At 41.1% G+C, this 23,467-nt stretch carries 13 protein-coding genes, 1 tRNA gene, 3 pseudogenes and 1 CRISPR repeat array; of the genes and pseudogenes, 9 read left to right on the top strand and 8 right to left on the bottom strand.

The window, feature by feature from the left end:
- Window positions 1-44: 44 nt before the first annotated feature.
- The 3 genes from H6G41_RS11565 to H6G41_RS11555 all read right to left on the bottom strand — a co-directional run bounded on the left by H6G41_RS11565 (window position 45) and on the right by H6G41_RS11555 (window position 2,776).
- Entirely contained in the window at window positions 45-644 is a 600-nt protein-coding gene (locus tag H6G41_RS11565; RefSeq protein ID WP_190746333.1) for an SH3 domain-containing protein, read from the bottom strand.
- A gap of 45 nt (window positions 645-689) precedes the next feature.
- Window positions 690-1,124 carry a DUF3267 domain-containing protein gene (locus tag H6G41_RS11560; protein WP_190746332.1) on the bottom strand — a complete coding sequence of 145 codons (435 nt, stop codon included), beginning with the start codon at window positions 1,122-1,124 and terminating at the stop codon, window positions 690-692.
- A 356-nt stretch (window positions 1,125-1,480) separates the two neighbouring features.
- The gene (locus H6G41_RS11555) at window positions 1,481-2,776 is read right to left on the bottom strand and encodes a sodium:proton antiporter (RefSeq protein ID WP_190746331.1); all 1,296 of its coding nucleotides are present in this window, start codon (window positions 2,774-2,776) and stop codon (window positions 1,481-1,483) included.
- A 54-nt stretch (window positions 2,777-2,830) separates the two neighbouring features.
- On the opposite strand from H6G41_RS11555, the pseudogene H6G41_RS11550 reads away from it, so the two are divergent.
- The 3 genes and pseudogenes from H6G41_RS11550 to H6G41_RS11540 all read left to right on the top strand — a co-directional run.
- Window positions 2,831-2,980 (top strand): annotated as a pseudogene (locus tag H6G41_RS11550) (transposase); the annotation flags it as partial.
- Between the two features lie 514 nt (window positions 2,981-3,494).
- The gene (locus H6G41_RS11545; protein ID WP_190746330.1) at window positions 3,495-4,778 is read left to right on the top strand and encodes a TIGR00341 family protein; all 1,284 of its coding nucleotides are present in this window, start codon (window positions 3,495-3,497) and stop codon (window positions 4,776-4,778) included.
- Between the two features lie 8 nt (window positions 4,779-4,786).
- Window positions 4,787-5,602 (top strand): potassium channel family protein, encoded by an 816-nt coding sequence (locus tag H6G41_RS11540; RefSeq protein WP_190746329.1) that lies wholly within the window; start codon window positions 4,787-4,789, stop codon window positions 5,600-5,602.
- Window positions 5,603-5,758: 156 nt separating this feature from the next.
- On the opposite strand, the pseudogene H6G41_RS11535 reads toward H6G41_RS11540, so the two are convergent.
- Window positions 5,759-6,858, bottom strand: a pseudogene (locus H6G41_RS11535) (IS630 family transposase).
- A 78-nt stretch (window positions 6,859-6,936) separates the two neighbouring features.
- On the opposite strand from H6G41_RS11535, the pseudogene cas12k reads away from it, so the two are divergent.
- Window positions 6,937-7,593 (top strand): annotated as a pseudogene (gene cas12k / locus H6G41_RS11530) (type V CRISPR-associated protein Cas12k); the annotation flags it as partial.
- Between the two features lie 458 nt (window positions 7,594-8,051).
- Window positions 8,052-8,305: a CRISPR direct-repeat array (repeat unit 38 nt; unit sequence AGTTTCAATACCCCTCACAGCTTGAGGCGGGTTGAAAG).
- 315 nt (window positions 8,306-8,620) lie between these two features.
- On the opposite strand, the gene H6G41_RS11525 reads toward cas12k, so the two are convergent.
- From H6G41_RS11525 to H6G41_RS11510, 4 genes are all read right to left on the bottom strand, one after another.
- A tRNA-Gly gene (locus H6G41_RS11525) sits at window positions 8,621-8,692 on the bottom strand.
- A 64-nt stretch (window positions 8,693-8,756) separates the two neighbouring features.
- Entirely contained in the window at window positions 8,757-11,942 is a 3,186-nt protein-coding gene (locus H6G41_RS11520; protein WP_190746328.1) for an efflux RND transporter permease subunit, read from the bottom strand.
- A gap of 106 nt (window positions 11,943-12,048) precedes the next feature.
- On the bottom strand, window positions 12,049-13,527 hold the full coding sequence (locus H6G41_RS11515) for an efflux RND transporter periplasmic adaptor subunit (protein WP_199316131.1): 1,479 nt from the start codon (window positions 13,525-13,527) through the stop codon (window positions 12,049-12,051).
- 375 nt (window positions 13,528-13,902) lie between these two features.
- Entirely contained in the window at window positions 13,903-14,340 is a 438-nt protein-coding gene (locus tag H6G41_RS11510) for a hypothetical protein (protein WP_190746327.1), read from the bottom strand.
- A gap of 738 nt (window positions 14,341-15,078) precedes the next feature.
- On the opposite strand from H6G41_RS11510, the gene H6G41_RS11505 reads away from it, so the two are divergent.
- The 5 genes from H6G41_RS11505 (at window position 15,079) to H6G41_RS11485 (ending at window position 23,004) form a co-directional block, all read left to right on the top strand.
- Window positions 15,079-15,948: an Npun_R2479 family HD domain-containing metalloprotein gene (locus tag H6G41_RS11505; RefSeq protein WP_190746326.1), complete on the top strand. Its 870-nt coding sequence runs from the start codon at window positions 15,079-15,081 to the stop codon at window positions 15,946-15,948.
- 142 nt (window positions 15,949-16,090) lie between these two features.
- Entirely contained in the window at window positions 16,091-17,206 is a 1,116-nt protein-coding gene (locus tag H6G41_RS11500; RefSeq protein ID WP_190746325.1) for an ABC transporter permease, read from the top strand.
- A 597-nt stretch (window positions 17,207-17,803) separates the two neighbouring features.
- Entirely contained in the window at window positions 17,804-19,204 is a 1,401-nt protein-coding gene (locus H6G41_RS11495; protein ID WP_199316130.1) for a sugar porter family MFS transporter, read from the top strand.
- A gap of 273 nt (window positions 19,205-19,477) precedes the next feature.
- Entirely contained in the window at window positions 19,478-20,488 is a 1,011-nt protein-coding gene (locus tag H6G41_RS11490) for a YihY/virulence factor BrkB family protein (RefSeq protein WP_190746324.1), read from the top strand.
- Window positions 20,489-20,880: 392 nt separating this feature from the next.
- A complete protein-coding gene (locus H6G41_RS11485) occupies window positions 20,881-23,004 on the top strand; it encodes an acylase (protein ID WP_190746323.1) in 2,124 nt (707 codons plus the stop codon).
- Window positions 23,005-23,467: the final 463 nt, after the last annotated feature.

Genomic DNA, 23,467 nt, shown 5'->3' with positions numbered 1-23,467 from the left:
CTTAGCGTTGCTTGCGATCGCTTTATTCTTACCTTAAACCTTCTTTACAATCGATTATACTCATAACCTTGGATACTAAAACCTTTTTCCTGCCAAGAAATACGACCATTATTGCTGTCACCAATGATCAATTCAGCTTCACCTGATTGAGTTTGAGTCAAAGGAATAAATCGCACTTGATAGACATTTTTATCTTTAAGTGCAATGTAGCTAATCCAGGGTTGGTAATTATCGCTTTTGGGGATTCGCACCGCAGTAGCACGTAGTAAGTCTGTGCTATCTGTTGCCTTAACGTATACATTCATATACGACTGTTCCCCTCCATAAATACGCACTTGTCGGCTTTGAGTTTCAAAAAACAACCGCGTATCTGATTCTGATGGATTGGGATTTGGCACAATATTAATCACATCTTCACGTACCCAACCGATATCGTTAGTACCATCTCCATACCGGATACGATACCAAGAATATCTATCACCAGAAGGCTGATTTTTCTCCAGAATACTCACACGAGTACCAGCGGGTTTTGTGAGTTTAACATTGCTGTTTAGCGATGGGCCAGAACGAATATTAATTTGCAAATTCTGGTTATTAGGGTTATTGGTTTTGAGAATCCCAATTTGTTGAGTTCCAGTAATCATCAAGTATCTCCTTGTAATTGATATGTAAAAATTGAAAAAATATAATTATTTATTTAAGGATTTTACAACTGAACGAGGTCTACTTTTATCAGTTTGATCAAAAGGAAGCTCTCGACAAGTCACATTAGCAGGTGCATAAATTGCCACGCCTTCTTCCCTATCTTCAACTCGAATTGATTGTGGACAACGTAATAATTGCACCGCCATCCAAATATCGCCAATTGCACCTCCTGTATTGAATGCAATTACCCAAATTAACCAAGGTGCTTGAGGAAAAATTGCTAGTAGTAGTAAACAAATAATATCAATCACTATTAATGGTGCTAGACCAATTACAATAAAACTATTGCGGCGGAAGAAATTACCAGGTGAAGTTGCATAAGCTAAAGGTAATAATGAACCTAAGGTAGTCCAAATTAGTGATATTTCTGGAGTAAGCTCAAATACGTAAATTGGCTGATGGCGATTTGTCAGATTCATAAATCATTACTCTTTGCTACCCTTATTTTCCAGACTAATCATTTCCCGTGTTTCTTTCCTCACTCTCTGGGTTTATATTAGCGAGTTATTTTGATGTAAATTTTATGTGATTTCCTCAAACATCAAAATTGGTCTGTAAGGTTAAAAATAAAAAAAAGATTGTTGCAAGTAAAAATTACAAATAATAAATATTTGGCGTTGCTGAATTAAGGGATGAAATTGCACGTATTGAAATTTAAAACTCCTTATCCTTTCTGCGCCTCTAGGTGTTAGCGCTTGCGTTGGCGTAGCCTCTCGTAGAGAAAAGGGGCGTAGCCCGATGAATCATGCCGCATTTATGCAACGCCGAATTTGAATTAAGAATCAACTAATTTAGCAACAGTACTATTTTTGTCGTCAGCTATTTGTGTATTGATATAATCATTGGTTGATTGTAAACACTTTTGATCGGGTTGACTAGTTAAACTTAAATTAAGCAAGCTGGCAGCCCAACCAGCTGTCAGCCCTTGGAAAAAGACTGTCATCATAATTGTCAAAAATACTAAAGCCTTAATCGAATCACCACCATTAATACCGTGTTTTGCCAGTGAAACTGCAAACAAAGAAGCTAAGGAAGCAGCTACAATTCCACGAGGAGCAACCCAACATAAAAATAATTGCTGTTGCCAAGTGTAAGCTTGATTCCAGGTAGATATCAAAACATCAACAGGACGCACTATCAACATCAAGACTAAAACCGTCAGCACACTACCCCAACCCAAAGCGAAAACACTTGCAATTGATAAATCTGCTGCTAATAAAATAAACAATACTGAATTAGATAAAATGCTCAACTGTTCATTAAAGCGACGCAGCAAAGGCTCTGAAGATAGGTGACTAGCTTTTAAAACTATTCCCATAACTACAGCAACCACTAAACCAGATTCACCCTGCAACACTTGCGCTAAACTAAATAAACCCCAAACACTAGCTAAAACAACTAGATTTTTTAGCTCTTGCAAGAGGAATTTATCTTGCTTGAGAAGTTGAGATAGTAACCAGCCTCCGCTGATACCAATTGCTCCACCGATACCCAAAGGCAAAACCAAACCTTTAATTAAGATTAGGGGTTGTACATTTCCACTCTGGACAAAGTGCAGCACAATTACAGACAAAATTGCACCAATTGGATCAATAAAAACGCCTTCTCCTTCTAAAAGTGTTGCAACTTGTTTTTCAACACCAATTTGTTTGAGTAAAGGATTAATCACTGTTGGGCCTGTGACGACTACTAAAGAAGCATAAAGAAAAGCAATTGTCCAAGGAAATTCACTAAGCCAGTGTGCAGCTATTCCAGCCCCCAATAAAGTAATTAATACTCCCAAAGTAACAAGATTGCGAAGACTGGTAGAAACCTCTTTTAACTCTCCTAGTTGTAAATTTAAACCACCTTCAAATAAAATCAGCGCCACTGACAGCGAAACTACAACTTCTAAACCTACACCTAACAAAGATGGATCTAAGAAAGCTAAACAATCTCTCCCTAAAAGAATCCCAAATAACAGTAGTAAGACAATGCTAGGAATTTGAAAATAACCAGCAACAACTTGAGCAGCAATACCAGCCACAACCGTTACACTGATCAAAATAGTAATCTGCAAGGATTCTTCCATAAGAAAAACTGGCTCTTCCGGTAGTTTTATGGTAATTATTAGAATTTACTGAAATATAGTGACTATAATTTTACGAGTGGTATTGTAGAAGAAATTAATAATAAACTCAAGTTAATTAAAAGGCTTGGATATGGCTTTCGTAACTTTAGTAATTTTAGATTACGCAGTTTATTAAACTGGCATTTTACTATTAATTATCCATAAAATTAACCGAAGAACCACTTTTGTTAACTGCATCACAATCTATGTCCCCTTTTTTTCAATCAATCATTCTTCTAATGCTTCGATACTATTATTAAATAGTGCAGATTTCGGGGATAGATTTCTAATACATCTTAAAATACTACTATAGGCTGATTCTACTTATTCATTAAGAAATATCTAATGGATTAAGCGAAACAATAAAATTTTAGGTGTTTGAATTAGCGTTTGAATAATTCATACAGACATCAAAATTTTCAATGTAGCCGATAAAAATTAAACCCTGGGTAAGAAATGAAAAAAATAGCTGATTCCTTCACGTGTTTTCCACTATTTAGATTTAATGTAAATCTAAAACGATAATGTAATGAAACCTTTTGCTATACCAATTTTCCCAAACCAAGCAATAAATCAAAACAATGTTGATTGAGTATGAGATACATTTAAAAAAAAATATTTCTTTGGGTAGTAGAGTTATCGCCTTAAAAAGCAACATGGTTAGCTGTAGGAGGGTAAAATGCGTCAACTCATTATCCAAGTACCACGAGGAAATGGAAAAGCAGTTATTGATATTGCCAAATCTCATAACGGCACAAATCTGGCACGATTTGAAGGAAATGCAGAAGAACCCATTGATGTGGTGATTGTTCACGTTTCTAATCGAGAAGTTGGGAAAGTTCTAGAGGAATTGCAAGACTTGCCCAAAGTACACATCACGTTCATACCAACTGGTGCGATCGCTCTGCAACCACCTGCATCGGAAGCAGCCCAGCAAGTTGTGGATGTGGAAGTACGCAGTCCGATTGAGATTTTTCTTTCTGGTTTGCAAAGTGTTGGCTCTTGGCGAGGTTTTCTTAGTTATGCATCGCTTGCAGGCTTTGTGGTCTGGATTGGCTTGTATACTAATACAACTTACTTATTAGTGGCGGCAATGCTGATTGCTCCGTTTGCAGGCCCGGCGATGAATACAGCGATCGCAACTGCATGGGGCGATCGCAAACTCTTAGGGCGGAGTATTTTACGATATTTTTCTGCTTTATCAGTCACAATTGCTACTACTTGGCTACTTAGCCTAATCTTAAGGCAAGAAATTCCCACTAGTCTAATGCTAGACAGTAGCCAGATTTCAGCAGTGGCAGTGATTTTACCATTGGTAGCCGGAGCCGCCGGAGCACTCACCTTGGTTCAGTCAGACCGGAGTAGTTTAGTCTCTGGGGCAGCAACCGGAATGTTAGTTGCTGCTTCCTTAGCTCCACCTGCGGGAATTGTGGGTATGGCAAGTGCAATTGGTCGGTGGGATATGGCAATTTCGGGACTGTTCTTACTGTTTTTGCAACTATGTGGCATCAACTTTTCAGCAGCCCTCTTGTTCCGAATTTATGGGCTGTCTCCTCAAGCAACTCGCTATCAGCGTGGTAAAAAACGGGTATTTACTATTGCCTTGGCGATAACAGTGATCGCATTGGCTCTTTTACTAACTTGGCAGTTCTCCAATTCTCCCAATCTCCAACGCTCTAGCCTTGCCCAACGTGCTAACGCCCAAGTCCAGAAAACTGTAGAGCAAGTTGGTTTAGCAAAATTGGTCGAGTCGAATGTGCGCTTCACACGATCCAACATTACAGGTCAGGATACCCTGCTATCTGTTGTTTATGTGCAGCGTCAACCGGGGGTTACAGCGTCTAATGAAGAAATAGGTTCTAGCCTCACCCAATCAATTCAAGCTCAATTATTGAAACAGGATTTAAATGTCACACCTTTAGTTGATGTCAACGTGCTAGAACCACCTGCGAGTAAACAATAAGCCCATTTATGAGTAGTCTGAAGCTTTCCCAAAAGCAAGCCCTAGAAAAAGAACGCGGCGAAGTCTTGCAACAGTTGGAAGATTGGCTAGAAATTCCAATGCTGGTGCTGGGTTTTGTATGGCTGGCACTATTCATAATCGAGATAGTCTGGGGGTTAAACCCTTTCCTGGAAGCCGTTAGCATCACTATTTGGATTATTTTTATCTTAGATTTTCTCCTGAAAGTAGCGATCGCTCCTCATAAAATTTCTTATATCAAAAACAACTGGCTAACAGCTATTTCTCTAATGTTGCCAGCACTGCGTAGTTTTCGGATTATACGAGTTATACGGATACTACGAACAACCAGGGTTGTACGAGGGCTACAACTGTTGCGAGTCATGACTCGTGCTAACCGAGGAATGCGGGTTTTAGGAGCAAGTATTAGCCGTCGAGGGTTTGGTTATATTGTGGCATTAACTGCGATCGTTACTGTGATAGGAGCAGCAGGGATGTATGCATTTGAAAACGAAGTTCCTGTGGAATCAGGGCTGCACGATTACAGCACTGCTTTCTGGTGGACAGCAATGCTCATGACAACGATGGGTTCTGACTATTCGCCCAAAACACCCGAAGGACGGGTGCTTTGTTTTTTCTTAGCGTTATATGCGTTTGCCGTGTTTGGCTATGTCACTGCAACTTTAGCGACGTTTTTTATTGGCCGTGATGCCGATGATGATGAAGCAGAGTTAGCTGGAGCGAAATCTATTCAAATGCTTCAGAGTGAAATCGCAGCGTTGCGGCAGGAAATTCAAGAATTATTGCATCAAAATTCACAGCGTTGACGTTAGCAAAGATTAATTAATGAGGAAACTTCATGAATGCAGAAATCTCCGCAGCTTGGGATAAAGTTCAAAGCATGACTAACGGGTTTATAGCTTTGTTACCAAACATTGTCTTAAGTAAGTCAGCGGAAAAATTTCTAAGTGTGTAACGAAAAGTTAAGAAGAGGAATTGGAGTAAAATTTAACACGCTCTGTTGTATAGCTTCCTCGCTCTCCCCTAGCCTGAACCCCGTCGATTACGGCGTAGGCGAGGTCTAACTCATCATCAAACATTTGCCCCGATAATTCATCCTTTTTGAGGTGTTGCCATTCCAGTTCAATTGGATTCATTTGTGAACAATATTTAGGCAAAAAGAAGATATACAAACCCTGGCTTTCCCATTTTGACCATAAGTGCTGAACTTCCTTGCATCGATGTATTGAACTGTTATCTTGTACTATGACTCTTAGGCGTCCACTTTGTTCGGCTTCTTGAGCTTCTCGTTCCATCATTTGAATGTAAGAAACACTTTTCACGCCCCCAATAACTAAACCGTAAATAAAACTAATTAAAGGCTGAAAAAAACCAATAATACTTAATCTACGACCGCGACGATTAGTCTGTTCTAAATGCTTTTGTTCGCCTTTGAAGTAATACGTGTAACCCGGTTCGCTCCATGCACAAAACCCTGATTCGTCCAAATACTTTAGATCAATTTCTCTAGTCGCAGCAGCTAGTTCTAGCATTTCAAGGTCTGCTTGTTTATGTTCGCGTACTACTGGGTCTTGTTTTTCTTTGTTGCTCTTCCTTCCACGCTTCCAAATGACCACGCCAGTTGCTTCAAGTCGGCAGAGCCGCCCAACGCACTGGCTCCCCTTTTTTTGAGTACCCGTCTTAATCTATCGGGACTCATCTGAATTTTGCGTTCGCGTTCTAATTTTTGAGCAAGTTGATGACTGTTGTACGTGCGTGGTTCATTTCTCAGGCATTCTTCCAAAAATATAATGTCATCTTCTTTCAACTTTGGTTTTACCCCTCGACCGGGTAATTCCCAAAGCCCTTCTACACCTAGCTTCTGCCAATTATGCAAAACACTTCTCACCGTCTGCTCAGTCCAATTAAAGTGAAATGCGATCTTTTCTACATACCAGCCATTTGCGTTTAATCTGACCACTTCTGCTCTGTCTTTGACTTTCTGGGGTACATCAGCAGTTCTGAGGTTTAGCAGAGTGCGGTTTTGTTCACGAGTGAGGAATACCCTTAAACGAGCGCCCATATACAGGTAACTTTAGTAGATACATCCTACGTATTTACTTATCTTAACATAGTTTGATTTTTTTACGCCGACTTACTTATCACAAGACAAAACTCCACATTAGCTAGAATTAATAACCCCTTCCCTCGTCCCAGCAAGCCCTTATATAAAGGGCAATCTCATATTCTTGTCGGTGTCAGCATTGGTCTCGAAAAACCTGCAACAGTAGCAGTTGTTGATGGCTCTACAGGTAAAGTGCTTACTTTCCGCAGTATTAAACAACTTTTGGGGAGTAATTACAAACTTCTCAATCGACAGCGGCAAGAAAAACACACCTTATCCCACAAACGTCAGGTAGCTCAAACTCTGGCTGCACCGAATCAAATGGGAGAAACAGAGTTAGGGCAGTATGTGGACAGATTATTGGCTAAAGAGATTGTAGTGATCGCACAAAAATATAAGGCTGGTAGTATTGTGATCCCTAATCTCGACAATAAACGAGAACAAATTCAAAGTGAGATTCAAGCCAAAGCTGAACAGAAATCAGACATTATAGAAGTACAAAAAAAGTATGCCAAAGAGTACCGAGTGAGCGTCCATCAGTGGAGCTACGGTAGATTGATTGCAAATATTCACTCGTCAGCTGCTCAAGCTGGAATTGTTATAGAGGAGGCAAAACAGGCAATTCGGGGTAGCCCACACCAGAAAGCTAAAGAATTAGCGATCGCAGCTTACCATTCCCGCCAAAAAAGCTGATTGACAAAACACCGAACCTTGAAAATAGAATAAGTATCAGTAATAGCGCCGCAGTTCATGCTTGTATAAAGCCGCTGTGCTGTGAAAATGTGGGTTAGTTTGACTGTTGGAAGACAGTCTTGCTTTCTGACCCTGGTAGCTGCCCACCTTGATGCTGCTATCCCTTGTGGATAGGAATAAGGTGCGCCCCCAGTAATAGAGGTGCGGGTTTACCGCAGTGGTGGCTACTGAATCACCTCCGACCAAGGAGGAACCCACCTTAATTATTTTTTGGCGAATCGAAGCGGGGTCAATTTCCCTGGGTATCTGCCAAAACTTCAAATCGCTTATTGATTAAGGCTTGTAGCTTTTATTGTGTCAGTTAATTTAGTTTTTCAATTGTTAAGTGACAGGCGATTTTGGCAGTTCTGACAAAAATGCTTCTGGAGTCGTTGCTAGTGAAGGATTTGAGGCGCTGGAGTTTCAATACCCCTCACAGCTTGAGGCGGGTTGAAAGAATGCACCGGGATAAGAATATTGATTAATTATGTAGTTTCAATACCCCTCACAGCTTGAGGCGGGTTGAAAGTAAACATTATTCCCGTCTATCACCGAAAAATTGCCGTTTCAATACCCCTCACAGCTTGAGGCGGGTTGAAAGCTAGACCTCAGCTATGAGCAGATAGATGCTCTAGAGTTTCAATACCCCTCACCGCTTGAGGCGGGTTGAAGCTTGGGTAGATTTTTTCACACTAGCGAACTATGGTTTCAAATGCTTCTGCAACAAAGAGCCAGTTGCGACAAACAAACTTTATTATGTAAGTACCAAATTAAAGAGGTGGGTTGAAAGGAATGTCACCTTCCCAATTTTTATTCTTGTAGAGGCTGAATCAACCATTGGAGTTGATCGCATCAGTTTCAGCATAGAATAAAAGGAAGTTAGTTGTTGAAGAGGACATTAATTTGTTAACAGTGACATCAATTAGTTAAAAATGACATTAATCTGTTAACAGTGACAAATAATTAGTTAATGTACATTTGAATCAAAAGCGGGCGATGGGACTCGAACCCACGACGTTCACCATGGGAAGGTGACATTCTACCACTGAATTACACCCGCAAACAGCAGCTAGCCATTAAGATAAAGCTAGGTGCTATTATAGCATAATTTGCCAAAGTTGAATTTAAGAGGCAGATTTTTCGCGCTCTGATGGTAGGCTGATGACTTCATGTTCGCTGGATGCAGGGCGGGGTGGTTTTTTGCCGAAGCCGTAGCGCAAGGTATTCATGATCCAGCTTTGGAAGTTGTCAATATAGCTAAATATTACGGGTACTACCACCAATGTCAGCAGTGTGGAAGTTGTAAAGCCACCCATGATGGCGATTCCCATCGGTTGACGGACTTCGGAACCGACACCGATTCCTAAGGCTAGGGGTAGAGTACCAGCGATTGTTGCTAACGAGGTCATCATGATTGGGCGCAAGCGTGACACGCCAGCTTCGATGAGTGCTTGACGTTGGCTTTTGCCTTCTTCCATGTTGATGATTGTATAGTCTACTAATAGAATTGAGTTTTTGGTGACAATTCCTAATAGCAGTACAATTCCAATTAAGGCATAGAGTCCTAAGGGTTTTTGCATTACCATTAAGGCTATTAGTGCGCCGCCTAAACAAAAGGGTAAGGCTGCCATAATTGAGAAGGGATGGAGAAAGTTGTTATATAGCAATACGAGAATTGCATATATGCACAAAATTGCTAATCCTAAGGCGCTACCAAAACCTCTAAAGATGTCTTGCATGATTTTTGCACCACCAGAGGGTTGCTGTACTACTCCTGGGGGTAAGTTTTGCATGATCGGTAGTTTATTGACTGCTTGGACTGCTTCTCCCAGGGCGATACCTTGTAGGTTTGCTTCGACTGCAACTTGACGGGCGCGATCGTAGCGGTTGATTGTTGCAGGGCCGCTACCAAAGCGGATATCTGCAACTGCAAGCAGGGGAACTAAGCTACCATTTTGGCTGGGAACTTGGAGATTTTTGATATTGTTGATGTCTGCGCGTGCTTTGGGATCGATTTGCACGCGAATTGGGATTTGCCGATCGCTTAAATTATATTTGGCTAAGTTGGCATCGTTATCACCAATTGTCGCTAAGGAGGCGGTACGGGCGATCGCTTGTACGGTGACACCCAAATCAGCAGCGCGTTGGGGATTGGGTATGACGAGAATTTCTGGTTTCACCAAACTGGCGCTAGAAGAGACTTCCACTAATCCGGGTAAGGTGCGCATCTGCTTTTCTAGTGCTTCTGCTGCTTGACTTAAGGCTTCGGGATTTTCGCTTCGGAGAACTATTGATAAACCTTTACGGCTATCCCCTGGTACTTGGCTTTGGAAACTGATTCTCGCTCCTGGTATTTGCTGGAATAAGGGGCGGATTTCTTCCTCAAATTGTTTTTGCGATATCTTGCGTTCTTCTTTGGGTTTGAGATTAACAGCAAGGGTGGCTGTATTTAAATCTTCAGTGGCTACTACCTGGGCAACATACGGGTTTTCTAGGAGAATGTTGGTTGTCTGGGTTACTACCTGATTCATGTCTGCCAAGGTAGAACCAGGGGGGATTTCTATAGAAATACTAGAAAGTCCGTAATCGCCATCATCAACGAACCCCTTGGGAATTAAGGGAACTAGCATCAAGCTAGCCATGAAGAAGGCGATCGCGATCGCAATTGTGGTTAATCTATGACGCAGTGCCCATTGCAACATGGACTTATAAGGCTGAAAAGTCCGGGGCTTGATAGTGCTAAGTTTCTTGTTTTTCTGGCGCTGCGTGGGTAGTTTTAATTTAAAGTTGAATAATTGGGTAAATCTTGCCTGTTTCTGATTTTGGTTTTTATCCTGAAGCAAATACGCCCCCATCATGGGTGTAACCATCCGGGCGACTAAGGTGGAGAAAATTGTGGAAACGGCAACGGTAACGCCAAAAGGTTGGAAAAATTGTCCTGGAATTCCACCCATAAAGGCTACGGGCATAAATACAGCAATAATCGTGGCGGCAGAAGCGACTACTGCTAATCCGACTTCGGCCGAGGAATCATAAGCAGCTTGCAAAGGTGATTTCCCCATTGCTATGTGCCGTTCCATGTTTTCAATTTCCACGACGGCATCATCGACTAGGTTACCGACTGCTAGGGCTAAGGCTAGCAAGGTCATGTTGTTGAGGGTGTAACCTAATGCTTGCTGGACGGCAAAGGTGGGAATTATGGATAAGGGGAGGGCAACGGCGGTAATTAATGTAGCGCGCCAGTCGCGTAAAAATACCATGATAACGATGACCGCCAACACTGAAGCCTGGATTAATTCATCGATGGTGCTTTCATAGGATTGGCGAACTACATCAGCTCTGGTAAAGACTAAATCTAGCTTGACATCTGGGGGGAGGGTTTTTTCTAGTTCTTTAACTGCGGCTTTAACTCCCGATTCCACTGTCACCATAACGCTACCAGTACTGCGGAGAACCTGAAACGCTACAATCGGTTTGTTATTCAAGCGTGCAGTTTGGCGGATGTCAGCAAATTGATCCTCGACAGTTCCTAAGCTGGACAAGGGTACAGAACCGCCTCCGGGGAGGACAATTTCGTAGGTTTTCAAAACATCCACACTAGCGGCGCTACCTAATGTCCTGATACTTTGTTCGCTACCGCCTAATTCTGCACGTCCACCGGGTAGGTTAATGTTGAAAGCGCGGATTTGGTCGTTTACTTGGGTGGCGGTGATTCCTAAAGATTGTAAGCGATTGGGGTCGAGGTTAATTCTGATTTCTCTATCAACTCCACCGACACGTTTAATTTGGGCGACACCTTTAACTGCTAACAAGGCGCGGCTGATAGTTTGGTCTGTGAGGTTGCTTAATTCTTCCACAGAACGGCGATCAGACTTGACTACATAAGTCATAATCGCCCCACCAGCAAAGTCTAAACGTTGGACTACTGGATCGTTGATGTCTTGGGGTAAACTTTGGCGAATTTGGGCGATCGCATTTCGCACGTCATTGGTAGCGCGATCGCTATTTGTACCCAACAAAAAACTGATCGTGGTTGTGGAATTACCATCAGTAACCCTCGATATCATGTTATCGATATTACCCAATCCCGCCACAGCATCTTCAATCTTCTTTGTCACCTGAGATTCAAGTTCTGCTGGGCCTGCACCCGGTTGAGTGACGGTAACTGTCACAGCAGGAATATCAACGTTGGGGTTAGTATCTATACCTAAGGAAGTGAAGGAGAACCACCCAACTATCGTCAGAATTAAAAATAAAACTATCGTCGGAACAGGCTTTTTAATCGACCAAGCAGAGATATTAAAAGACATCGGCAAATTTTAGATTTTAGATTTTGGATTTTGGATTGAGGGCAAAAAAGTTCACTACAGGGGGTTGATATATGACCTTTTCACTTCAGACTTTGGATCTCATCCTTTATCCTTCAGGGGATATCAAAACTTTGTCACCATCTTTGAGATAACCTGCTCCTTTAACAATTACGCGATCGCCTATTTTTAACCCGCTTTTGATTTCCACTCTGTTACCGTTTATAGGTTCTCCTAGTTCTACTTTCTGAGCGCGGACAATGTCTTCACCCGATAGCATGAATACAATTGTGCTGCCGTCAGGTTGGGGTTGGACAGCTTTTTGTGGTACTGTCATCCCCATAGCGTTATTGGTGGTAATCGCCGCCCTAGCAAACATCCCAGGTTTAAGTGAATTTGTGGCTGGTAAGTCGATTTTGACAATAGCTTCCCTTCTTTGGTCGTTTACCAGCGGTTCTATCTCTCTGACTCTTCCTTCCAACTTCACAAGCCGATTCAAATCAGAGGATACTTCTACCGTTGCGCCTACTTTCACTAAGGGAAGTTGAATTTCCGGGACTTTCGCTTGCAATTCTAATTGGCGATCGCGAATAATTGAAAACAGCTTTTGTGTTCCGCCAATAATATTTCCTACTTGGGTTTGCGGTGGTATCCCGGTGACATCGCCAACTCTGGCGAGTTTTTCGGCAATAATTCCCGAAACAGGCGCTAATACTAAGGTTTGTCCTAATTGGGTTTGTAATTGTCCTACTCGCGCCGCACTACTACGCACATCAGCTTGCGCTTTAGTCACATTCGCTTGAGCAATACTAATATTTGCTTGACTACTACCCACATTAGCTTGAGCGCTACGGACATTTTCCTCAGCAACCCGCACTGCTTCAGTTGCAGTTTTCACAGTGTAGGAACGAGTATCAAGTTCTTGTTGACTAATTGCACCAGAAGCTGCAAGTTGTTGATAACGCTGAAAATTCTTCTCTGCTTCTTCCAACCGTGCTTTTGCTTGAGCTAAGTCTGCTTGTCTTTGGTTGACAATCGCCTGATTTGCTGAAACAGTTGCTTGCTTAGATGTCACATCTGCTTGTTTAGATTCCACATCTGCTTGCTTGGATTGGACATCTGCTTTCGCTTGGATAATTTGAGTCTGGAGGATAGAATCATCTAACACTGCCAAGACTTGACCTTTTTTGACAAAAGCCCCTTCTTTAATATTTTCGGGAATTTGTCTAATTTGCAGTCCATTGGTTTGAGGTAAAACAGGAATTAAATCTGATGCGGCGATAGTACCAGTAGTATTGAGTTTCTGGGCTATACTCGCAGGTTCTACAGCGGCGATAGTTACCGTCATCGCAGGCTTAGCAGGAGATGCGGGATTATTCGCAACAGCCTTTTGTTGAGGAATTGTATTATGCTTGAATGCACCCACACCACCAATTGCGATCGCAAACCCTAAACCAGTACCCAGTAATAAAGGCTTTAACCACAGGCGATTTGACCGAGAATTGAGTTTTTGCCCAACATCAGCATCATCAGCCTTTAAAGCGTCTTCCATTCCCACTTCTGATGAACTTTCGTCACTCACATTCATACTTTTATCTCCTGTAATATAAATACTCTAATAGTTTTTTTAAATAAAGTTGAATATTTGTGAAGAAATATAAAAAGATCAATTTTTTGAAGCTGTAATTGTCAATATATATCAGCCTACAAACATCACATCGGCTGTATTTTTATGACAGTAGAATAATATTTGCAATATATTTAGATAATCAAAATATTGTCAATAAGTATTTGCACTGGATTAATTGAACATTTTTAGTAGTTAATGTGCAATTAACTGTTGACGGTTGACTGTTGACGGTTGACTGTTGACCCTTCTGTGTAAGACGCTACGCCAGAGTCAAGGCTTCGACTCCGCTCAGCCTTGACTGTGAACCGTCAACAATAGCAATAGAATATTTTTTTAATGAGAAGTTCCTAAACCCGCTGCATTCTTACCATTGCCGTTGCTTGTGAAATCAGCGATGAATGCTGTTTCCTGTGGGATGGGAACTGATGACTCACTTCTTTTTACCCGGCGACGCCCGTTTTTAGGTACTCCGCCTGCCATACCGTATTCAAAACTGCTTTTGCCAAATTTTGTGGCAACTCCCAACAGTATAAGTTCTGTCATGTCTCCCAATTCGCGCTCGGTTTCTAGCATTTCCCGGTATAACTTATCTAAGTTAGAAAGAGCGCTATTGTATGCATATTCTTGAGTTCGCATCTTCTCAATGAGACTGGAAAAGCCTGGTAAAGTCAGTCCATTGCCTACATCTAAGTTTGCATCGATGGAATGAAGGCTAGCCGCACGACGAACTGCTCTTTGTAATACTTTAGAGCTTCTTTTTTGACGAGCCATAATTTACACCTTATTCTTCAGTACAGTTACCAACCTTTACTTTAAAAAACTTTCTTATATATTAGCCTGGGAGGATTTGGGCAAATATGCAATGGTTTTTGCTACACAGATATTTCTGTAATAAGTAAGTGAATTACTGATATAAGTAAGTAAATTAGTTAATTAAGAATGTGATTTGGTGTTCACCTGCGGAAAACACCAAAATGAGTGCGTGATTCACCGAAATGAGTAAGCGTTAAGGCATTTCACTTGCGGAAAACACCAAAATGAGTAAGCGTTAAGGCGTTTCACTTGCGGAAAACACCAAAATGAGAACTTGTTAAGGCGTTTCCAGAACTTGTTAAGGCATTTCACTTGCGGAAAACACCAAAATAAGAACTTGTTAAGGCGTTTCCAGAACTTGTTAAGGCATTTTAAGAACTCGTTAAGGCATTTTGGGTACTAAAATTGACCAGTCAACAGTCAAGGCTGAGCGTAGCCGAAACCTTGACCCTGAGCATAGCGTCTCGCACAGAAGGGTCAACAGTCAACAGTCAACAGTCAACCATCAACAAAGATTGTTGATTTTGTCTGAACATGAAAGGATAGGCTATCTTATGGGAAAAATAGACCAATAGAAAGCAAGCTCATAGGATACCAAAGGAGAAAAGCTATATTATTGTCAATTCCATTCAGGCGAAACTAATCTAGCATTTTTGCCAATAATCAATAAATTCTTAACAAAGAGAGTAAACACAGATGTTCAATGCTACAGAAATATTAATTGATGCCTTTGTTAATCAACTTCGTGAAGGCTATCGTCGTACCTATGGCGCTTACAAAAATGATTATCAAGATATCATTGCCTGGGCTGGTAATATGGCTTTAGAAAATATTGCCAATAGTGATGCCCTATATCATAACGTTGAACATACAATTCTTGTTACCCTGGTAGGTCAAGAAATTTTACGAGGTAGACATATCCGCGAGGGTGGGGTTTCCAGTGACGATTGGTTACATTTTATTATTTCTTTAGTTTGTCATGATATTGGCTATGTTAAAGGAGTTTGTCGCCAAGACCAAGAAGCTGAAGGCTTATATGCCACAGGTAAAAATAACGATATGATTTCTCTGCCTGTTGGTGCTTCTGATGCCAGCCTCATACCTTATCATGTGGATCGGGGTAAGCTATTTATTGATGAACGGTTTGGCGGACATAAATTAATTGATGCTGAAGTTATTAAGTCAAATATTGAATTAACTAGGTTTCCCGTTCCCAAAGCAGAAGATCATCAAGATACAATTAATTATGCCGGGTTAGTCAGGGCTGCTGACTTAATTGGACAATTAAGCGATCCGCGTTATTTAAAGAAAATTACTTCTTTATTTTATGAGTTTGAAGAAACTGGGATGAATAAAGTCTTAGGCTATCAGAATCCTGGCGATCTGCGGAAAAATTACGCTAAGTTTTATTGGAATGGGGTATATCCTTACGTAAAAGATGCATTACGTTACCTAGCCTTAACCCAGCAAGGTAAACAAATATTAGCTAATCTTTATTCTAATGTTTTTGTCGTAGAACATGAAAAACAACAGGAAGAATTGAGGTTGTTGGTTAATAGTCATTAGTCATTGGGCATTGGGCATTGGGCATTGGGCATTGGGCATTGTTTAAGAAATTTTAGATTGTGGACTTTTGACTATGGACGCTTGACTATTAACCCTTAACCCTTGACTATTAACTATTGACCCTTGACTTTTAATTAAAACTATGGATTGGTGGCAACGACTAAAAAAGAATCCTTTGGCACGATTTGGGGCAATTTCGCTATTAATTTTTTATATAGCGGTAATTGCTGCGGATTTTGTCGCCCCTTACGATCCTTATGCGTCACAAGCGAATGGTTCGTTGCTACCACCAACTAAGATTTATTGGGCTTCACCCTCAGGACAGTTTATCGGCCCCCATATTTATCCCACAACACAGGGCGACACGAATTTAGAAACAGGCGATCGCCAAATCATAGTAGACTTTAAAAAACCTTCACCACTGCGTCTATTTGCCTCAGGCCCAGAATACCACCTGTTTAAATTAAGTTTATTACTACCGCCCAAGTGGGACGAAGTCACCATTATTCCTGGTATACCCTTAAATTGGCATTTGTTTGGCACTACAGGAGAAGCAAAATTTAACATCTTGGGTACTGACGACCAAGGACGCGATCAATTCAGCCGTTTAATGCATGGCGGTCGCATTAGCTTATTTATTGGTATCTTTGGTGTCATTATCACCTACCCCCTAGGTTTACTGATTGGCGGTATTTCTGGATATTTTGGCGGCATAATTGATACCATTATCATGCGCTTAGCAGAAGTGCTAATGACTTTCCCCAGCATTTATTTACTGGTGTCTTTAGGTGCAGTATTACCAAGTGGTTTAAGCAGTAGCCAACGCTTTTTATTAATTGTAGTAATTACTTCAGTAATTAGCTGGGCAGGTTTAGCTAGAGTAATTCGCGGTCAGGTACTATCAATTAAAGAGCGAGAATTCGTCCAAGCAGCAAGAGCAATGGGAGGTAAACCACTGTATATCATCCTCCGTCACATTTTGCCACAAACAGCTACCTATGTAATTATTTCTGCTACCTTAGCCGTTCCCAGTTTTATCAGCGCCGAAGCAGTATTAAGTCTCATCGGTTTAGGAATTCAACAACCAGACCCATCTTGGGGTAATATGCTTTCCCTAGCCAGTAATGCTTCAATTTTGGTACTGCAACCTTGGCTAATTTGGCCGCCAGCATTGTTAATTATTCTCACAGTGCTTGCTTTTAATTTACTCGGAGATGGGCTAAGGGATGCACTCGACCCCCGCAGCTTACGGCGTTAGTTAAAATTAGTTATTTGTCATAAAAGAAGACGACAGATTTTAGGGTTAAGGCATTGCCTTGCCCTCAAGAGTATATTGATTAGTCGCAAATTAGTCGCAAACATTTGTATCTTTTGTAATATTTCTTAAAATATCTTGTTAAAATTGAGATAAGAATATTTGCTTTTCTACTTTAGATATAAACAATATTAGGTAAGCAAACATCTAACTTTAGATTGAGATAAAATCTCACTATTTTTATATTTTATTGATATTAATAAAACGCTAGTCTAGATTGATAAAGCAAAATCACCAGCGAGAAACTTTGAGCGAGCTATAGGGTGGCTTCCTAATTTTTAGGATCTCATCTTAAATTACTTGCAGCAGTGTTTCCATGTAGGGTTGTTGACTGTTAACCGTTGACAGTCAACAGTCAACAGCCAAAACCGATATTTTTCACAACTGAAATAGGATCGCTATATTTCTACATGGTTTTAGATGTGATTTTTTGACTTTATACCAATTCAAATAATGTTTGCGACCAATCAATATATTTTACAGGTCAAGGCATTGCCTTGCCCTGACAATCTGTCGCATTATTTTTTCAAAAATATAACTATGACATCTACTACTACTCGGCGTAAATCCAACACCTTCTATGTGATATTAATTGCTGGTGCAGCAGCACTGGGAGGGTTTTTATTTGGTTTTGATACAGCGGTGATTAATGGCGCGGTTGCTGCTTTAGCTAAAACTTATAATGCTAATAGTGTAATCACTGGCTTGGCAGTTTCTCTAGCATTATTAGGATCTGCAATTGGCGCTTTTTATGCAGGGAAAATAGCCGACCGCTATGGTCGAGTTAAGGCAATGGTAGCAGCTGCGGTATTATTTACCATTAGTGCCATTGGTTCAGGAATTGCTTTTACTATCTGGGATTTTATTGTTTGGCGGATATTGGGTGGACTTGCGGTAGGTGCGGCTAGTGTGATTGCGCCGGCTTACATTGCAGAATGTTCTCCTGCAAATTTGCGGGGAAGATTGGGATCTCTGCAACAACTCGCGATTGTAGTTGGTATTTTCATTGCTTTGCTATGTGATTACTTTATTGCGGTATCAGCAGGTTCAGCAAGTTCGCCGTTTTTATTTGGAATTGCAGCTTGGCGCTGGATGTTTTGGACAGAAGTTCCGCCAGCGGTGCTTTATGGAATGGCGGCTTTGATGATTCCGGAATCGCCGCGCTATTTAGTGGCGCAAGGAAGAGAACCGGAAGCTGCTAATGTTTTGACTAAGATTTTGGGCGGTAATGTTGTCGGAAAAATTGCCGAAATTCGCCAAACAGTACTTCAAGAACGGGAACCGAGGTTTTCCGATTTGTTCACTAGACATGGTGGACTGTTGCGGATTGTGTGGATAGGAATTGGCTTATCTCTATTTCAACAGTTGGTGGGGATTAATGTCATCTTCTACTACAGTAGTGTTTTGTGGCGTGCAGTCGGATTTTCTGAGCAGAATTCGTTGACGATTACAGTGATCACGGGTGCTGTTAATATTATTACTACCCTGATTGCGATCGCATTCGTTGATAAATTCGGTCGTAAGCCTTTGCTGATTTTAGGCTCAATCGGCATGACTGTTACCTTGGGAACAATGGCTTATGTTTTTGGTAACGCTGTCACCGATGCTGCTGGTAATCCAACATTAACAGGTAATGCAGGTATTATAGCTCTGGTAGCTGCCAACCTCTATGTGTTCTGTTTCGGTTTCTCTTGGGGGCCTGTGGTTTGGGTGCTGTTAGGAGAAATGTTTAATAACCGCATTCGTGCGGCTGCACTTTCTGTAGCTGCTGCTATGCAGTGGATAGCGAATTTCGTTGTTTCTACGACATTTCCACCGATATTACAATATTTTGGACTCGGTGCTGCTTATGGTTTATATACAACCGCTGCGGCTATCTCGCTGTTTTTTGTTTGGTTCTTTATTAAAGAAACCAAAGGTATGGAGTTGGAAGACATGTAAGGGAACTCCAAAAAATAAATTATTCCGTTCAAGTCGTTGACGGTTGACAGTTAACTGTTAACCGTCAACAGTGAAAAATAGTAATGGAATATTTTTTGACTTGGAAGTCCCTAATTTATAATTCGTAATTCGTAATTATTAGAATTACGAATTTTTTATGTTTTATTCCTCAAGGTTGTTGCCCAAATACCTTTAGGTAGATGACTTAAAGAAGGCAATCATTATCCAATATATCTCAGGCAGGCAAATATTGGGGTTAAGGAGACTGATGCCATGAGATGGCAAGCAATTTGGAAATTATTCCAAGAAACTTTTAAAGAATGGAGTGAGGATAAGGCTTCGCGGTTAGCAGCAGCATTAGCTTATTACACAATTTTTTCCATCGCACCGTTGCTGATTATTGTAATTGCGATCGTTGGTGCAGTTTTTGGTGAAGAGGCTGCTAGGGGTGAAATTGTTCGTCAAATTCAAGGTTTAGTTGGGAAAACAGGCGCAGAATTTATTGAAACCGCTATTCAAAATGCTAACCAACCACAAACTGGAACCATCGCTTCAATTATTAGTATCCTAGTTTTATTATTAGGTGCTACTGGTTTATTTAACGAGTTACAAGATGCTTTAAATACAATTTGGGAAGTTAAACCAAAACCAGGTGCAGGCGTTAATAATATGGTACGCCAAAGGGCTTTATCCTTTGCTTTGGTTCTGGGAATTGGATTTTTATTGCTAGTTTCTCTAGTAATTAGTGCCGCATTATCAGCACTGGTGACTTTCTTTAGCAACCTGATACCTGGTGTTGACTTCATCTGGCAATTTGTTAATTTCTTGTTGGGTTTTGCTATCACTACAGTACTATTTGGACTAATTTTTAAAGTTCTGCCTGATGTGAAAATTACTTGGGGTGATGTCATCATTGGCGCTTCTCTGACCTCAGTTTTATTTTCTATCGGTAGGTTTTTATTAGGGCAATATTTAGGTAACGGCAGTTTTGGTTCAACTTATGGTGCTGCTGGTTCATTGGTAGTTATTTTGGCTTGGATTTATTACGCTGCACAGATTTTATTTTTTGGGGCTGAGTTTACCCAGGTTTATGCAAGAAGATATGGCAGTGGTATTCGTCCCACTAAAAATGCTATGCCGTTAAATGCTCCCGATATCCAAGAAGATAATAATAATGCTCCTAGACGACATTCTACTAATAAAAAATCCTCTACTAATATTATTAGTAGAATTATGCGATCGCTTACCAAATCCAAGGCGATAAAAAAGCGAAATAGAAGTTAGAAATTTGTTATGCAGTAAAGGTATTAAGAGGGAACTGTGAACTGGGAACAGCTAACAGGGAAATCCCCCTAATTAAAATTAGGGGCTTTGGACAAAGACATATTTTTTCTAGCGCTATGCATCTCGAAAAAATATGTTTTCATGTCTTTCATAAATAAATTTAGCGCAAAGTCTGAGCGGAGGCTTCCTCGGCTCAGAACTTTGTAATTGAGAACTGATTAAACTTGACATGAAGTCTACTTTATTTTAATCTTTATTGCAAATAACTTTCATTATGGAGAAAAAACCCTGGCTTTGACAGGAGTATGTCAACTTAGCGATCGCTTCAATGATTGATCGGGTGGATTTGTGTGTCAGGCGATCGCAGTCTTTAATCTTTGACTCTCAATAAAATGTTGTTTACAGCAAAAACTCAGCTTGACATACCTTTGGTATGGCAAAAACGACTAAGAAGCTTATTATCGTTTCTACTGAGCATCATATTTACCTTGGTAGTCAGTAGCCAAACTATAAGTTTTGCAGCTAAAAATACAGAGATTCTTTGGGACACTTACGGTATACCTCATATTTACGGTAATAACGCCCAAGGTGCTTTTCGCGCATTTGGTTGGGCACAAATGCAAAGTCATGGTAACTTGCTTTTGCGCCTCTACGGACAAGCACGGGGGCGGGCTGCTGAATACTGGGGAGAAGAATATCTAGATTCAGATAAGTGGGTACTGACAATGGGCGTACCCAAAAGAGCTAAAACGTGGTATCAAGCACAAAGCCCCGCATTTCAAAGTTATATCACTGCTTTTGTGGCAGGAATTAACGCCTATGCCAAAAAACACCCCGATTTAATTGATCCTGAAGTCAAAGTAGTACTACCTGTCACGCCGGAAGATGTGTTAAGCCACCTGCAACGGGTACTACTTTTTACCTTTATCGTCGATCCTGAACGAGTAGCAGATATAACCCCAAAAGAATCGGCTCCCGGTTCTAATGGTTGGGCGATCGCACCAAAAAGGTCTGCTAGTGGCAAAGCGATGCTGTTAGCTAACCCTCACCTACCTTGGGGAGATTTATTTTTGTGGTACGAAGCCCAAATTACCGCGCCAGGAATCGATGCTTATGGCTCAACATTGGTGGGTATTCCCGTATTAGCGATCGCCTTCAACGATAATTTAGGTTGGACTCACACTGTCAATACTCATGATGGTTGGGACGCCTACGAACTGAAATTGCAAAACGAGGGCTATCTGTTAGATGGCAAAGTTCGCCCCTGGGAAACTGCCAACTTTTCATTAAAAGTCAAGCAAAAAAACGGCTCATTACGCGAACAAATATTTACAGTTAAAAGTTCTGTTCACGGGCCTATAGTCAACACCAAAGAAGGTAAAGCTATAGCCCTGTGTGTGGTTGGGCAAAACAGTTCCGGTGTTTTAGAACAATGGTGGGATATGGCCAGATCCACAAATCTCACCCAATTTCAGAAGGCGTTGCAACGTTTGCAACTGCCTATGTTTACTGTCATGTATGCCGATCGCGAAGGGCATATTATGCACCTATTCAACGGCTTAGTTCCTGTACGCCAACAGGGAGACTTTACCTATTGGCAAGGTATTATCCCTGGCGATACATCCAAAACTTTATGGACTGAAATTCACCCTTACCAAGATTTACCTAAAGTCATTGACCCAGCTAGCGGTTGGCTGCAAAATGCTAATGACCCACCTTGGACTACAACTTTTCCTACCGCCATCAAAGCTGAAGATTATCCCTCTTACATGGCTCCACGGGGGCCAATGGATTTTCGAGCGCAGAGTTCTGCCAAGATGTTAGCTGAGGATGAAAGTATTACCTTTGAGGAAATGATTGCCTACAAGCATTCTACCCAAATGGAGTTGGCTCAAAGAATTCTCGATGATTTGATTCCCGCCGCCCAAAAACAAGGAGATGAATTAGCGCGTCGTGCTGCGGATGTTTTAGCAGGGTGGGATCGCCAAGCAAATGCAAATAGCAAAGGTGCTGTCCTGTTTAACTTCTGGGCTGAAAATCTAGATTTAGATCGAGCGTTTAGCATTCCTTGGCAAGAAAAATCACCACTCACAACACCCGATGGTTTAGCCGATCCTGAAAGTGCAGTCAGAGCTTTATCAGCTGTAGCAGCAAAAGTAGAGAAGACCTATGGAACCCTAGATGTAGCTTGGGGTGAAGTTTTCCGGTTGAAGTATGGCAGTCTAGATTTGCCCGCTAATGGAGGGGAGGATCGTCAAGGTATTTTCCGCGTCCTGAATTTTGCCCCAACAGGCGATGGACGTTTTCAAGCCGTTGCTGGTGATTCTTACGTTGCGGCTGTGGAGTTTTCTCAACCAGTAAAAGCAAAGGCTCTGACCAGCTATGGTAATGCTACTCAACCTAATTCATCCCATGTTGGCGATCAATTGCAACTTTTTGCGCGCCAGCAGTTACGCCCGGTTTGGCGAACTAGACAAGAAATTACAGCCCATTTGGAGGAACGTATAGTTTTGTAAACTACCTAACCTTCATTTTGATGAAGGGCAGCAATCCAAAAAACTTGCGATCGCGTCGTTTTACTACGTTATCCTCCCTGTGGACATCTTCAGTGTGATTTGTCGGACATCATCCAAGTAGAGATTTATTGACAATAAATACTATTATCTTTGTCTGATGATTGATTTAAAAGTTGCGATCGTGTAATAATCATCCTGAGAATAGTTAGCAATAATTCATTTGATGCCAACAGTAATTAATAATACTTTGTGCAGAAAAGCTATGGTGAAAAATTTCCCAGCCTTTCTGTGAATTTTGCCATCCAAAATTTAAATACAAATAGGAAACAGCGATTTTACTGATGTGATTAGTATCATATAAACCTCATCCTATTTCCGTAATCAAAAAGCGCTATCATCTACCTCCTTATAGGCAGATGACAATGGTTTATGTTTGCAACTATCACCATCGACCTATCAAATT

Origin of the sequence: Tolypothrix sp. FACHB-123 (genome assembly GCF_014697075.1) — a bacterium.
Classification (GTDB): domain Bacteria; phylum Cyanobacteriota; class Cyanobacteriia; order Cyanobacteriales; family Nostocaceae; genus Aulosira.
The sequence above is the reverse complement of the archived record's forward strand: the minus strand, read 5'-3'. Positions and strand labels throughout refer to the sequence as shown.